This is a genomic window from Rathayibacter sp. VKM Ac-2928 (assembly GCF_022815545.1).
Lineage (GTDB): Bacteria > Actinomycetota > Actinomycetes > Actinomycetales > Microbacteriaceae > Rathayibacter > Rathayibacter festucae.
Map to the genome: position 1 here is coordinate 78,252 of NZ_JALGRU010000004.1, position 14,089 is coordinate 92,340.

A 14,089-nucleotide genomic window follows, 5' to 3' on the forward strand; every position below is an offset into this window, starting at 1 on the left:
AGCACTCCGGAACGCGCGCCAGACCAGACCGATCGGTGCGTCCGCTCCGAAGAGGAGCTGTGACCCTCGAATGTCGGAACGACGCCGGACGGAGCCGCCGCTGATGGCGCGCACCGCCGTCTCGGCCGCCCGGCAGCTGTTCTCGCGCTCGCGGCGCAGCGACTCCCCCGGGGAAGGGGAACCCCCGTACGGAGTCGAACCCGACGTGACCGAGTACCTGCCGGCTCCGGCGCGCGACGAGGAGGCTCCCCGCCGGGACGCCCTCCTCGAGCAGCACGCCGCTCCGGCGCACGCGGATGCCGGGTACGTCTTCGACGTGCCCGCGCCCGCGATCGGCGAGTACTGCGAGCTCGACGCGGATGCTCTCGAATTCCCCCATCCGGGGGTCGCCTCCTTCGTCCCCGATCTCTCGCGCCCGGTCCGCGGCGGAGGATCGCACAGCGCGTTCCGCAGCCCGCCGCCGCCCGCCCCGGCGCCCGCCGCGCCGTCGCCGATGATCGACCTCCCGCGCGACTTCGCGCCCTCCGAGGAGGTCGAGGAGCCGCACACCCACGAGCAGCAGGCCGAGGAGTTCGCGCCCCCGCCCCCGTCGTCGCGCTTCGAGCCGCAGCCCGTCGACGCGCAGTTCTTCGACGCGCCTCCGGCGCCGCCCGCACCCCCGGCCCCGCCCGTCCTCGCCCCGCCCCTCGCGGAGCAGCCGGTCGAGCCCGCCGCGGAGGAGACCGACGAGACCGAGGGGTCCGAGACCGAGGAGCCCGCGGACCTCGAGTTCGACGGCACCCGTCTCGCCGCGCCCCGGCCGCCCGCGGCTCCGCCCGCCGACGCGCAGCCGGTCGACGCGCAGTTCTTCGAGCCGCCGACCTCCGCGCCGTCCGCGGTCCAGCCGCCGGCCCCTGGCGAGGCCGCACCGCCCGTCGCGCCTCCGCTCCCGCCGGCGCCCACCGTCGACGCCGCGCTCCTCCGCGGCTTCGCCCTCGCGCCGACCGACACCGACGGCCCCGCCCTCGCGCCCGTCATCGGCGAGGTCTGCGAGCTCGACACCGAGCACCTCGAGTTCCCGCACCCGAACGCCGCCTCCTTCGTGCCGGTCCAGGGCCGCAGCCGCGGCGCCTTCGGGCTGCTCCTGCCCGATCCGGCCCGCCGCTCCGCGCCCGTCCAGCCCGAGCAGCACGTCGAGCCCGAGCCGTACGACGAGCCCGAACAGCACGACGAGCCGCAGCAGTACGACGAGCCAGAGCAGTACGACGCACCCGAGCAGTACGCGCAGGAATCCATCGGCGGACCCGAGCAGCACACCGCGCCGCAGCACCGCACCGAGGACCCCGCACAGGACCTCTTCAGCGAGCGCTTCCTCGCTCCCGCGCCGTTCCCCGGCCGCAGCGACTCCGACGGCGACACCCGCGACGACGACGACGCCCCCGGCTTCCTCGCGCCGCCCGTGCCCGCCACAGCGCACCAGTGGCACGGCAATCCCGTCTCCGCCGAGGCCGCGGACGACGAGGGCAGCCCCCGCCCCCGCCGGAAGACCGTCCTGATCGTCGCCGGCATCGGCGCCGCCGTGCTGCTCATCGGCGGCGCGCTCGTCGCCGTCCCGCTGATCACGAACGGCGGCGGAGACGCCGGCGGCGCCACCGGGCCCGTCGCGGCCGCCGCTCCCGGCACCACCGAGGCCGCCGTCGCCTGGGTCGCGGACACGATCGACCCCGCCTCGGTGCTCCTGGTGCAGGACGACCTCGTCGGCGACGTCACCGACGCCGGCTTCCCCGGCGACACCGTCGTGTCGCAGTCGACGCTCTCCGCGGCGGCACCCGACTCGGCCTGGCGCGCGGCCGACTACATCCTCGTCACGCCGAGCCTGCGGGCGAGCGCGACCGGCGAGACCGAGACGGCGCTCGACAACTCGGAGGCCGTCGCGAGCTTCGGCAGCGGCGACACCGCCGTGGAGGTGCGCCGCGTCCTCGACCAGGGCACCGACCAGGCCGCCGCCGCGGCCACCGTCCTGACCGCCGCGCGCGCCTCGGCCGGCGCCCAGCTCGCGGCCAACCCCGCGCTGACCACGACCGACGCCGCCCGCGCCCTGCTCGAGGGGGGCCGCGTCGACTCGCGGCTCCTCCTCCTGCTCGGCCAGCAGCTCGCCTTCACCCCGCTCTCGGTCGCCGACTTCCCCGTCGGCACCAGCGAGGTCGACGGCGTCCGCCACCGGATGATCCTGTCCGGCTACAACGGCGCCGCGCTCCCTGCCGACGCCGCCGCGCTGCAGAGCGCGACCACCTGGCTCGGCAGCCAGTCGGGCGACTTCGTCCCGACGTCCGTCGAGTCGACCCCCGAGGGTCTCCTCGTCACCCTCGACCTCGATGAGCCGACCGGGCTGCTCCCGGGCGCTCAGTAGCACGACCCACCCGAAGGACCCGCCATGAACCCGATCCGCCCCCTCCGTCTCGCGCGCGCCGCGCTCGCCCTCGCCGCGGTGTCCGCGCTCGCCGCCCTCGGCGCCGCGCCCGCCTCGGCGGCCGAGGCGCCGCCGGCCACCGGCTGGGTGCGAGTCGCGCACCTCTCGCCGGACACCAAGTCGGTCGACGTCACCCTGACCGCCCTCGGCGGCGGCGGGGCGAGCTTCGAGCTCGACGGCGTCGCGTACGGCGCGGTCTCGCCCTACTGGACGCTGCAGCCGGGCACCTACGTCGTCGCGATGGTCCCGTCCGACGCCCCCGAGGGCACCGCCCCCGTCATCGAGCAGTCCGTCGACGTCTCGGCCGGCACCCCGCTGACCGTCGCCGCCCTCGGCCGCAACGCCGTGCTGCGCACCACGGTCTTCACCGACGACCTCACCCCGCCCGCCGACGGCCAGGCCCGGGTCCGCGTCGTCCAGGCCTCGACCACCGCGAGCCAGGTGGACGTCGCCACGACGACCGGCACGCTGCTCGCGACCGGCGCCGCCCAGGGCACCGCCACCGGCTACACCAGCGTCCCCGCCGGCCCGTGGAGCCTCGACCTCTCGGCCGGTGCCGTGACCGCGACGGCCGACCTCGACCTCGCGCCCGGGTCCGTCGCCTCGCTCTTCGTCCTCGACGACGCCTCGAACGGCCTCGTCGTCTCGCCCGTGCTCGACTCGGCCGCCATCGGCGACCTGCCCACGGGCGGCATCCAGACCGGAGGCGGCGCCACCGCCGTGCACGTCGCCTCCACCACGTCCGCCGCCGCGCCGCTCGTCGACGGACTCCTCGGCGTGCTCTCGGTCCTCGGCGTCTTCGCCGCGGTCGCCGGTGCCCTCGCCCTGATCGCGCGCCGCTCCTCGGTCGGCACCGGCCGAGCGAGCTGATGCGCCGCCTCGCCGGAGCGGGAGCCGCCCTCGCGGCGCTCCTGCTCCTGGCCGGCTGCGCCACCGCGGGGGAGGAGGCCGCCCCCGCGGCGACGTCCGCCTCCTCAGCCGCCCCCGCCACCACGGCGCCGGCCACCCCGTCCCCGGGTGACGCGGGCGCGCTGCAGAACCCGGTCGCCGCCGCCGCTCCCGCGCGCTCGGCGGTCACCCCGGTCCGCGTCGTGATCCCCGCGATCGGCGTCGACTCCACCCTCGAGTCGCTGACCCGCGACGACACCGGCTGGATCCAGCCGCCCGTCCAGGTCGACGAGGCCGGCTGGTACCGGGACGGCGTCGTCCCCGGCGACATCGGCCCCTCCGTCATCGCGGGGCACGTGGACTCGCGGATCGGCCCCGGCGTCTTCCTGGACCTCACGGCCCTCGTCCCCGGCGACACGGTCGACGTGATCCTGTCGGACGGCAGCACGCGCACCTTCTCCGTCACCGGCTCCGTCTCGGTGCCCAAGGAGGACTTCCCGACCGAGGACGTCTACGGCCCGAGCCCGACTCCGCAGCTGCGCCTGATCACCTGCGGGGGAGTGTTCGACGACTCCTACGGCCACTACGTCGACAACGTCGTCGTCTCGGCCGACCGCATCGCCTGACGGTCCGCCGTGACGGCGCCCCACTCGGAGGCGGCGCGCCGATTCGAGGCGTAGCGTCGACGACTATGAGCACCTCTTGGAAGCGCTGGGTCCCCGCCGCCGCCGTCCCCCTGGTCGTCGTCGCCGCGGCCGTCACCCTGCCCCTGTCCGCGAGCGCGGCCGGGGACCTCCCGGAGAAGTCCGCCGCCGACCTCCTGACCTTCGTCGCCGAGAGCGACACCACCGCCTTCTCGGGCGAGGTCCAGCAGACCTCCGCCCTCGGGCTCCCCGACCTCTCCGCTCTCGGCAGCACCGGCTCCGGTGCGCAGGGCTCGGACGACGCCTCGGCGACGAGCGCGCTGATGGAGCTCGCGACCGGCTCTCACCAGGCCCGTGTCTTCGTCGACGCCGAGCACGGCGCGCGCCTGCAGGTCCTCGACCGCCTCGCCGAGCGCGACGTCGTCGCGACGAAGGCCGACGGCGTCTGGATCTACGACTCCGCCGAGAACTCCGCGACCCACCTGCTGCCGCCCGCCGGCGACACGGCCGCTCCGCCGACCGAGGCTCCCGCCGGCGAGATCCCGACCCCGTCCTCGATCGCCGAGCAGCTGCTCGCCGCGATCGACCCGACGACCACCGTCGCCGTCGGCTCCGACGTCCGCGTCGCCGGCCGTGACGCCTACGAGCTCGTGCTCACTCCGCGCGACAGCAGCACCCTCGTCGGCTCGGTCACCGTCTCGATCGACGGCGAGACCGGCCTGCCCCTCGGCGTGGCCGTCACTCCCGTCGGCGGCACCGCGCCCGCCTTCAGCGTCGCCTACACGAGCCTCGACGTCTCGGCGCCCGACGCCGCGATGTTCTCCTTCACGCCGCCCGTCGGCGCGGAGGTCACCGAGAAGGCCGCACCGACGCACGAGCAGGACCCCTCCACCGACGCCACCGACGTCCCGGCCGCGCCCGAGGGGGACTCCGGCGTCACCACCACCGGCACCGGGTGGGGCTCGATCGTCGAGCTGCCGGCCGGTGACGCCGAGTCGCTCGCCCAGCTGAACGCCGTGACCACGGCCGTCGACGGCGGCCGGGTGCTCTCGTCCGCGCTGTTCACGGTCCTCTTCACCGACGACGGACGCGTCCTCGCGGGCGCCGTCCCGGTCGACGCGCTGACCGCCGCCGCCGGTCGGTGACGACCGGCGAGCTCGCGGTCGAGACCCGGGGCCTCACCAAGCGCTTCGGGCGCCAGGAGGCGGTGTCGGGTCTCGACCTCGCCGTCCCGCGCGGCGCCGTCTTCGGCTTCCTCGGGCCCAACGGCTCGGGGAAGACCACGACCATCCGGATGCTCCTCGCCCTGGCCGCGCCGACCGAGGGCGACATCACCGTCCTCGGCACGGCGATGCCGCGCGGCGCCGCCGAGGTGCTGCCGCGGGTCGGCGCGCTCGTCGAGGGGCCCGGCTTCTACCCGTTCCTCTCCGGCCGCGCGAACCTCCGCCGCTTCGACGCGGCCGAGGCCGGCACCTCCGCGCGCAGCCGCGACAGCCGGGCGGAGGAGGCGCTCGCCCGCGTCGGCCTGTCCGCCGCAGCGGGCAAGAAGGTCGGCTCCTACTCGCTCGGGATGAAGCAGCGCCTCGGCATCGCCGTCGCCCTGCTGTCGCCGCGCGACCTGATCGTCCTGGACGAGCCGACCAACGGGCTCGACCCGCAGGGCACCCGCGAGGTCCGCTCGCTCGTGCGCAGTCTCAACGCCGACGGCACGACGGTCCTCGTCTCCAGCCACCTGCTCGCCGAGATCGAGCAGCTCTGCACCCACGCCGCCGTGATGCGCACCGGCCGCCTCGTCGCGCAGGGCGGGCTCGACGAGCTCCGCGGCGACGCGGCCTCCCTCGAGCTGCTCACGCCCGATGTGGTCGACGCCCAGCGCGCCCTCGTCGAACTGGGACTCGCGCCGCGGCTCGTCCCCGCCGAGCACCCGATCGATCCGCCGCTGGTCGTCGCCGCGATGCCGACGACCGCCGCCCCGGAGTCCGTGGTCGCGTCCCTCGTCACCGCGGGAGTCCGCGTGCGCGGCTTCTCCGTCCGCCGCCCCTCGCTCGAGGAGCGCTTCGTCCAGCTCACCGGGGAGGGCTTCGATGTCGAGCGCTGAGACCACTGCGGCCGCCGCTGCCACCAACTCCGCCGCCCCCGCCCGTCCGCGCCGGAGCATCGGCATCGGCTCGCTCCTCGCCTCCGAGCTGGCGCTGCTCTTCCGACGCCGCCGCACCTGGGCGCTGCTCGCCGCCCTCGCGGCCATCCCGATCCTGCTGGCGGTCGCCGTCCGGCTGTCCGGCGGTGACGGCGGCGGGCCCTCCTTCGTCGGCGCGATCGCCGGCAACGGCCTCTTCACCGGCTTCGCGGCGATCACGGTCGCCGTCCCGCTCTTCCTGCCGCTGACCGTCGGCGTCGTCGCGGGGGACGCGATCGCGGGGGAGGCGTCGCTCGGCACCCTGCGCTACCTGCTGGTCAGCCCGGTTGGCCGGATCCGGCTGCTCGCGGTCAAGTTCGCCGCCGCGATCGCGTTCTGCCTCGCCGCGGCGCTGACCGTGATGGTCGTCGGCATCCTGATCGGCCTGGCGCTCTTCCCGGCCGGCCCGGTCACCCTGCTCTCGGGGACGACCGTCCCGCTCGCGGACGCCATCGGCCGCGCGCTCGCGATCGCGGTCTACGCGGCGCTCTCGCTGGTCGGCCTCGCGGCGATCGGCCTGTTCGTCTCGACGCTCACCGACGTCCCGGTCGGCGCGATGGCCGCGACCGTCGTCGTCTCGATCGCGGCGCAGATCGTCGGCTCGCTCTCGCAGCTCGACGCCCTCCACCCGTTCCTGTTCACCGACCGCTGGTTCGACTTCGCCGACCTGCTCCGCGACCCGATCGCCTGGAGCTCGTTCGGCGAGAACGCGCTCCTGCAGCTCGCCTACGTCGCCGTCTTCGGCTCGCTGGCGATCGCGCGCTTCACCACCCGCGACGTCCTGTCCTGAGCCGCCCGGAACGACGGAGGCCGCCCTCCCCGCAGCAGCGGGAGGGCGGCCTCCGTCGTTCGAGCGGCTGAGCGTCAGCCCTGCGGCGTGATGCCGAAGGTGACGGAGCCGCCCTCGTCCACCTGCGCGTCGAGCACCTTGTCGCCGAGGGCCACAGAGGCGGCGACGTCGAGGAAGACCCGCGCGCCGTCCTGCTCCACGACCGCATCGGTGGTCTCCGGGGCCGGCGCGACGGCGACGGCGAAGTTGCGGGCGTCGAGGTCGTCGCCGCTGATGCGGAGTCCGCCCTCGACGGGGGTCTCGGTCTGACCGGTGATGGTCTTGACGACGGTGCTGGCGTTGTCGGTGAGCGTGAGCATCGGGTCGTTCCTTCCGTCCGTGATCGATGAGGGAGCCACGATGCCGAGATCCCCGGCCCGTCTCAACCCGGAGCCGCGGACGTGGAGGGGATGCACACCTCCGCGTCCCTCGCCGCAAGACACGGCAAGGTTTGCCTTGACGCGGAAAGTTACCGCAAGCTACCGTGGCCGTCACGCGCACCCGCGCTCTCGACGACGAGAAGAGGACGACCCCGATGAGCTTCCCCGCCCGCCGCGTCACCCTCAGCGACGTCGCCGCGGCGACCGGCGTCTCGGTCGGCACCGTCTCGAAGGCGCTGAACAACCGCGGCCAGCTGAGCGGCGACACCCGCGGGCGGATCCTCGCCGCCGCCGCCGAGCTCGGCTTCGCGCTGCCGGCCGCCGCGAGCGGGCTGGCGCCCCAGCAGCGGGTGCTCACCATCGGGCTGGTGACCTCCGACGACATCGGCCGCTTCAGCATCCCGGTGATGTGGGGCCTCGAGGACGCCTTCCCCGCCGAGCAGGCCTCGGTGCTGCTCAGCAACTCCCGCGGCGACCGGGTCCGCGAGCGGCACTGCGTCGAGATCCTCGCCGCCCGCGGCGTCGACGCGATCGTCGTGATGACCAACCTCACCGGTCCGCGCCCGGCGCTGCCGGCGACCAGCGTGCCGATCGTCTACGTGATGGGCTCCTCCGACGACCCGGCCGACATGTCGGTCGTCGTCGACCAGACCCAGGGCATCCTGCTCGCCCTCGAGCACGTCGCCGCGCTCGGCCGCCGCGACATCGCCTACGTCGCCGGGCCCCGCCTCGACTACTCCGCCCGGATCCGCGCCGAGGCGGTCCAGGAGCACGCGCCCTCCTTCGGCCTGCGCCTGGTCGGCGACCGCTCGCTCTACGGCAACTGGACCGAGACCTGGGGCCGCCAGGCCGCGCAGATGCTGCGCCAGCGGGTCGAGCCGGTCGACGCGGTGCTCTGCGGCAGCGACGAGATCGCCCGCGGCGTCGCCGACGGCCTCCGCGAGGCCGGCGTGAGCGTCCCGCACGACGTCGCGATCGTCGGCTTCGACAACTGGGCCGCCGCGGCGATGAACTCCCGTCCCGCGCTCACCACGGTCGACATGAACCTCGAGGAGCTCGGCCGGGCGGCCGGCGCCCGCGCGCTCGAGGCCATCGACGGCCGCCCCCGCGCCGGGATCGAGGCGCACCCCTGCCAGCTGATCGTCCGCGACTCCACCTGATCCGGCGCCCACCCGCCGCGCACCCGCCCGCACGCACCCGACCGCCCGCACCGACCGAACGACGAGGGACCGACGATGCACTCTCCTCTCCGCCTGCTCGACCCGCACCTGCCCGACCTGACCCGCCGGCGCGCGCTCGCCCTCGGCGGTGCGGGCCTGGCGGCCGCGCTCGGCCTGACCGGCTGCTCCGCCGTGCTGCCCGAGGCCGACGTCTCCGCGCCCTCGTTCGCCGCCGCCCCGAGCGGCACGATCCGATTCTGGTGCCGCAGCGTCGCCTTCACGCCGGCCCAGCTGATCGTCGAGAAGTACCACGCGGCGCAGAGCGCGGTCCGGGTCGAGCTGACTGTGCTGCCCGAGGGGCAGATGGTCACCAAGCTCGCCACGGCGATCCGCGCGGACGCCGTGCCCGACGTCGTCGCTCCCGACTCGGTCACCACGCCGGTCTTCAGCTCCCGCGAGGCGCTGACCGACCTGACCCCGCTGATCCAGGCGCTGCCCTACGCCGACCGCCTCAACCGGCCGCTGCTCGACGTCGCCTCCTACGACGGCAAGGTCTACGGCCTGCCCGCCCTCTCCAACGTCTCGCAGCTGTTCTGGAACAAGCGCCTCTACGAGCAGGCCGGCCTCGACCCGGAGCAGGGACCGACCGACTTCGACCAGTACCTGACCCACGCCCGGGCGCTCCGGCGGCTCGACGGCGTCTCCGGGGTGACCTTCCCCGGCAACTCCGCCGGCATCCTCGGCTACGTGATCCAGCCGCACTTCTGGGCCGACGAGAGCCCCTTCTACGACGGCGTCGTCGGCCGCCAGAGCGCGACCGTCGCGGGCAACGAGCCGCTGCGGCGCACCCTGGAGCTCTACCGCACCTTCGAGCAGGAGGGCCTCGCCCAGCCCGGCGCCTCGGCCGACAGCGGCACGGCCTGGGGCAAGGACTTCCTCGACGGCACCGTCGGCCTCTTCCCCGGCTCCTACGATCTGATCGTCGGCGGAGCCACCCCCGAGTTCCTCGGTGACCTCGGCGTCAGCGCGTTCCCCGGCCCCGACGGCGGCGTCTCGCAGTTCTCCGGCGGCGCGGTGCTCTCGATCCCGCGCGGCGCGCGGAACCCCGAGGCGGCCTGGGACTTCATGCGCTTCGTCACCGAGCTGGAGCAGCAGTCCGAGCTCGCCGCGCTCGGCTGGTACCCGGTGCGCGACGACGTGCTCGAGACCGGCTTCGTCGACGACTTCCCGCTGATGGTCCCCGGGATGGAGCGGATGAACGAGGGCTTCGCCGCCCCGACCACCCTGTACACCCAGCTCACCAACACCGTGCAGTCCCCGTGGCTCGCGATGTTCCGCGGCGCGGTCTTCGGCGACGACGACCTCGACGCGGTCCTCGACCGCGGCCAGGAGGAGACGGCCCGCGTCCTGGAGGTGAACCAGGCATGAGCGTCGCCCTCGGAGAGAAGGACGCCCGCACCGGGCTCCTGATGATCCTGCCCGCCCTCGTGCTCGTCGTCGTCTTCGTCGTCGTACCGCTGATCTTCGCGGTGGTGATCTCGGTGACGGACTGGCCGCTGGTCGGCACCGTCGGCTTCGTCGGGTTCGACAACTACGCGACCGCCTTCTCGGACACCACGTTCTGGGCGTCCGTGCTCTACACGCTCGGCTTCGCCGTCGTCTCGACGCTGCTCGGCATCGTCGTCGGCTACCTGCTCGCCGTGCTGGTGCGCTCGAACCGTCGCGGGGCGGGGATCATCCGCACCGCCGTCTTCGTGCCCTACGTCATCGGCCTCACCTCGCTGAGCTTCGTCGCCCTGCTCGAGTTCCGCCCCGACAGCGGCGCGCTCGACCAGGTGCTGATGGCCCTGGGCCTCACCGACGCGCCCACCGCCTGGCTGCTCGACGCGACGAGCGCGACGACGCTGATCGTCCTCCTCGGCGCCTACGTCGGCTCCGGCTTCACGATGATCGTCCTGATGTCGGGCATGCAGGGCATCGACGACGCCCTCTACGAGTCCGCGGCGATCGACGGCGCGGGCCGGTGGAAGCAGGAGTTCCTGGTGACGGTGCCGCTGGTGAAGCGCTACCTCGGGCTGCTCAGCGTGCTGGGCTTCGTCGGCGCGATCCTCGCCTTCACCCAGTTCTACGTGATCACCGGCGGCGGGCCGGGCACCGGCACCCTCACCGTGATGCTCTACGTCTACAACAAGGCCTTCGGCGATCTGCAGGTCGGCTACGCGACCGCGCTGTCGTTCGTGGTCGTCGTCATCGCGGCCGCGCTGACGCTGCTCCAGTTCCGCGTGATGAAGGACGACTGATGCCCCCTCGCACTCCGACGCCCACCCGCCCGCCGGCGCCCGCCGCCGCCCCGGTGCCGGCCCGTCGCCGCAGCACCCCCGCCACCCGGCTCCGCACCGTCCTCTACGTCGTGCTCGGTACGCTGGTCTCGGTCGCGTTCGTCGCGCCGGTCGCCTGGTCGATCCTGCGCTCGTTCCAGCCCGGCGCGCAGATCGTCGCGCCCGCCGCCGAGCAGTCCTTCTCGAACCTCACGCTCGACAACTACACCGGCCTGCTCGGCTCGATCGGCGCGGGGACCTACATCGTCAACTCGCTGATCATCGCGCTCGGCACCGCCGTGCTCAGCGTGGTCGTGACCACCCTCGCCGCCTACGCCCTGGTGCTCTTCCCGTTCCGCGGCTCCAACGTCGCCTTCGGCCTGATCCTGCTGACGATGATGGTCCCGTTCCAGGCGGTGCTCACCCCGCTCTTCCTCGAGATGAACGCGCTCGGCCTGACCGACACGCACCTGGGGATCATCCTCTTCTACCTCACCTTCAACCTGCCGTTCGGGGTGTTCCTGATGCGCAACTCCTTCGCGCAGATCCCGCGCGAGGTGACCGAGGCCGCGCGGATCGACGGGGCCGGGCCGTTCCGCATCCTCTTCTCGGTGCTGCGGCCGATGATCGTCCCGGGGGTCGCCACGGTCTTCCTCTTCGCCTTCCTCGGCGCCTGGAGCGACTTCCTCGGCGCGCTGACCTTCCTCACCCGGCAGGACCTCTTCACGCTGCCGGTCGCCATCCAGAACATCTCCTCCGGCGCCTTCGGCCAGACCGACTTCGGCTACGTCATCGCCGGCGCGGTGCTGCTGATGATCCCGTGCCTGCTGCTCTACGCCGCCATCCAGAAGTACTACGTCCGCGGTCTCGTCGCGGGCGCCGTCAAGGGCTGAGAGGTCTCCCGTTGCCCCGCACCGTCCCCGCCGTCCGCCCCGTTCGCCGCTTCCCGCTGCGCTCCGTCCGCCTGCTGCCGAGCGCCTTCGCCGACGCCCAGACCACGGGCCTGCGCTACCTCCTCGCGCTCGACCCCGACCGCCTGCTCGCGCCGTTCCTGCGCGAGGCCGGCCTGCCCGCGGGGGAGGGCTACGGCAACTGGGAGTCGGACGGGCTGGACGGGCACGTGGGCGGTCACGCCCTCTCGGCGAGCGCGCTGATGCTCGCGGCCACAGGCGACGCCGCCGCGCGCGAGCGGATGGAGACCCTGCTCGACGGATTCGAGCGGGCCCAGGACGCGGTCGGCACCGGCTACCTCGGCGGCGTCCCCGGCGGGCGCGCACTGGGGGAGGAGCTCGCCCGCGGCGAGGTCGACGCCGACCTCTTCACCCTCAACGGCCGCTGGGTGCCGCTGTACAACCTGCACAAGACGCTCTCGGGCCTGCTCGACGCCGCGTCCGCCGGCGGCTCGGAGCGGGCGCTCGCGATGGCCGTGCGGTTCGCGGACTGGTGGCTCGGCGTCTCCGCCGGGCTCGACGACGACGCCTTCGAGGCGATGCTGCACGCCGAGTTCGGCGGGATGAACGAGGCGTTCGCCGATCTCGCGGAGCAGGTGGCCGCCGCGGACCCCGGCGACTCCGAGCGCGCCGCCGCGTACCGCGCCGAGGCCGCGCGCTTCTCGCACCGCGCGCTGCTCGACCCGATGCTCGAGCGGCGCGACGCGCTCGACGGGCTGCACGCGAACACCCAGATCCCGAAGGCGGTCGGCTACGCGCGCCTCGGCGGCGAGCAGCTGCCGGCCGCGCGCTTCTTCTGGGAGCGGGTCACCGGCGAGCGCACCGTCGCGATCGGCGGCAACAGCGTGCGCGAGCACTTCCACCGCGCGAGCGACTTCACGTCGATGATCCTCGACCGCGAGGGCCCCGAGACCTGCAACACCGCCAACATGATCGAGCTGAGCGGTGTCCTCTTCGAGGCGGGCGGCGAGGAGCGCTACCTCGACTACGTCGAACGCGCGCAGTACAACCACCTGCTCTCCTCGCAGCACCCCGACGGCGGCTTCGTCTACTTCACGCCGCTGCGCCCCGCGCACTACCGGGTCTACTCGGCGCCGCACGAGGGGATGTGGTGCTGCGTCGGCACCGGGCTCGAGAACCACGCCCGCTACGGCGAGCTGGTCTACGCCCTCGTCGGCGACGAGTCGCGCGACGGTGACCATGCGCAGACCGGCGACGACCTGCTGATCGCCCTCTACCTGCCCTCGACCCTCGACGCCCCGGAGCACGGGCTGCGCGCGCGGATCGACACCGCCTTCCCGCAGGCGGACGACGTGACCATCACCGTGGACCTGGAGCGCGCCGGCGCCGTGCGGCTCCGCCGGCCGTCGTGGGCGGAGTCGATGACCGTGACGGTCGACGGCGCAGCGCTCGACACCGCGGCCGTCGAGGGCTTCGTCCGCACCGCCGTCCTGGAGCCCGGCCGCCACGAGATCCGGATCGTCTTCGCGCTCGGCTTCCGCGCCGAGCCGCTTCCCGACGGCTCCGCCTGGTCGGCGTTCTCCTACGGCCCGGTCGTGCTCGCGGCGCGGACCGACGACGCCGACCTCGACGGCCTGATCGCCGACGGCCGGCGGATGGCGCACGTCGCCTCGGGCCCGCTCCGCGACCTCGCCGCGACCCCGGTCGTCACCGGGGGAGTCGGCGCCGTCGCCCTCCTCGACCGCGCGACCCTGACCGCGGAGCTCCGCACCGACGCCGGTCCGGTCCGCCTCGAGCCCTTCTCCGCACTGCACGACAGCCGCTACACGCTCTACTGGCCCACCGGCTCCGACGCCGCCGCGCGCTGGGCCGAGCTCGCCGCGCTCGACCGCGAGGCCGCCTCCGCAGCCGCGGTGATCGACTCCGTGACCGCGGGCGAGCAGCAGCCCGAGTCGGACCACGCCTTCGTCGGGCACCGCAGCCGTGCGGGCGGCGCCGACGGCGTGCACTGGCGCAGCGCCGAGGGCCCGGACGGCTGGTTCGGCTACACCCTCGTCGATCCGTCGCGGCGCGCCGCCGTGCTCCGCGTCCTGCTGCGCGACCGCGACGGCGGCGGCGAGCACGAGCTCCGGATCGACGGCCGCCCGCTCGGCGAGCCGCTCGCCGTCCGGACGCTCGACGACGCCGTCGAGGTGGAGTACGAGATCACCCCGTCGACGGGTGAGGACGGCGTCGTCGAGGTCACCCTGCACGCCGTCGGACCCGGGCCGACGGGAGCGCTGCTCGCGGTGTCCCTGCTGGCGGGGTCTGCGGTAGCGGGGGAATAGAGCGATC

At 74.3% G+C, this 14,089-nt stretch carries 12 protein-coding genes; 11 read left to right on the forward strand and 1 reads right to left on the reverse strand.

Going from position 1 to position 14,089, the window contains the following annotated elements; all coding sequences use genetic code 11:
* The first annotated feature begins 103 nt into the window (after positions 1-103).
* The 6 genes from MT350_RS14880 to MT350_RS14905 all read left to right on the forward strand — a co-directional run bounded on the left by MT350_RS14880 (position 104) and on the right by MT350_RS14905 (position 6,947).
* On the forward strand, positions 104-2,389 hold the full coding sequence (locus tag MT350_RS14880) for a hypothetical protein (protein ID WP_243616237.1): 2,286 nt from the start codon (positions 104-106) through the stop codon (positions 2,387-2,389).
* Positions 2,390-2,413: 24 nt separating this feature from the next.
* Positions 2,414-3,319 carry a DUF4397 domain-containing protein gene (locus MT350_RS14885; protein ID WP_243599861.1) on the forward strand — a complete coding sequence of 302 codons (906 nt, stop codon included), beginning with the start codon at positions 2,414-2,416 and terminating at the stop codon, positions 3,317-3,319.
* Positions 3,319-3,963 (forward strand): class F sortase, encoded by a 645-nt coding sequence (locus MT350_RS14890; protein ID WP_243616238.1) that lies wholly within the window; start codon positions 3,319-3,321, stop codon positions 3,961-3,963. The genes MT350_RS14885 and MT350_RS14890 overlap by 1 nt, the downstream gene beginning before the upstream one ends.
* A gap of 65 nt (positions 3,964-4,028) precedes the next feature.
* Positions 4,029-5,126, forward strand: a complete 1,098-nt coding sequence (locus MT350_RS14895; RefSeq protein ID WP_243600291.1) for a hypothetical protein — start codon at positions 4,029-4,031, stop codon at positions 5,124-5,126.
* Positions 5,123-6,079: an ABC transporter ATP-binding protein gene (locus tag MT350_RS14900; RefSeq protein WP_123446094.1), complete on the forward strand. Its 957-nt coding sequence runs from the start codon at positions 5,123-5,125 to the stop codon at positions 6,077-6,079. The genes MT350_RS14895 and MT350_RS14900 overlap by 4 nt, the downstream gene beginning before the upstream one ends.
* Complete coding sequence (locus MT350_RS14905; protein ID WP_243599863.1) at positions 6,066-6,947, forward strand: ABC transporter permease; 882 nt, start codon at positions 6,066-6,068, stop codon at positions 6,945-6,947. Before MT350_RS14900 ends, MT350_RS14905 begins: the two co-directional genes overlap by 14 nt.
* 74 nt (positions 6,948-7,021) lie before the next feature.
* Here MT350_RS14905 and MT350_RS14910 read toward each other — a convergent pair whose 3' ends face one another.
* Complete coding sequence (locus tag MT350_RS14910) at positions 7,022-7,306, reverse strand: hypothetical protein (protein ID WP_123446096.1); 285 nt, start codon at positions 7,304-7,306, stop codon at positions 7,022-7,024.
* A 215-nt stretch (positions 7,307-7,521) separates the two neighbouring features.
* Here MT350_RS14910 and MT350_RS14915 point away from each other — a divergent pair, with 215 nt between their 5' ends.
* From MT350_RS14915 to MT350_RS14935, 5 genes are all read left to right on the forward strand, one after another.
* Complete coding sequence (locus MT350_RS14915; RefSeq protein ID WP_243599864.1) at positions 7,522-8,526, forward strand: LacI family DNA-binding transcriptional regulator; 1,005 nt, start codon at positions 7,522-7,524, stop codon at positions 8,524-8,526.
* Positions 8,527-8,601: 75 nt separating this feature from the next.
* Positions 8,602-9,954 carry an ABC transporter substrate-binding protein gene (locus tag MT350_RS14920; protein WP_243599865.1) on the forward strand — a complete coding sequence of 451 codons (1,353 nt, stop codon included), beginning with the start codon at positions 8,602-8,604 and terminating at the stop codon, positions 9,952-9,954.
* Complete coding sequence (locus tag MT350_RS14925) at positions 9,951-10,826, forward strand: carbohydrate ABC transporter permease (protein WP_243599866.1); 876 nt, start codon at positions 9,951-9,953, stop codon at positions 10,824-10,826. Before MT350_RS14920 ends, MT350_RS14925 begins: the two co-directional genes overlap by 4 nt.
* Positions 10,826-11,737: a carbohydrate ABC transporter permease gene (locus MT350_RS14930; RefSeq protein WP_243599867.1), complete on the forward strand. Its 912-nt coding sequence runs from the start codon at positions 10,826-10,828 to the stop codon at positions 11,735-11,737. Before MT350_RS14925 ends, MT350_RS14930 begins: the two co-directional genes overlap by 1 nt.
* 11 nt (positions 11,738-11,748) lie before the next feature.
* Complete coding sequence (locus MT350_RS14935) at positions 11,749-14,082, forward strand: beta-L-arabinofuranosidase domain-containing protein (protein WP_243599868.1); 2,334 nt, start codon at positions 11,749-11,751, stop codon at positions 14,080-14,082.
* Positions 14,083-14,089: the final 7 nt, after the last annotated feature.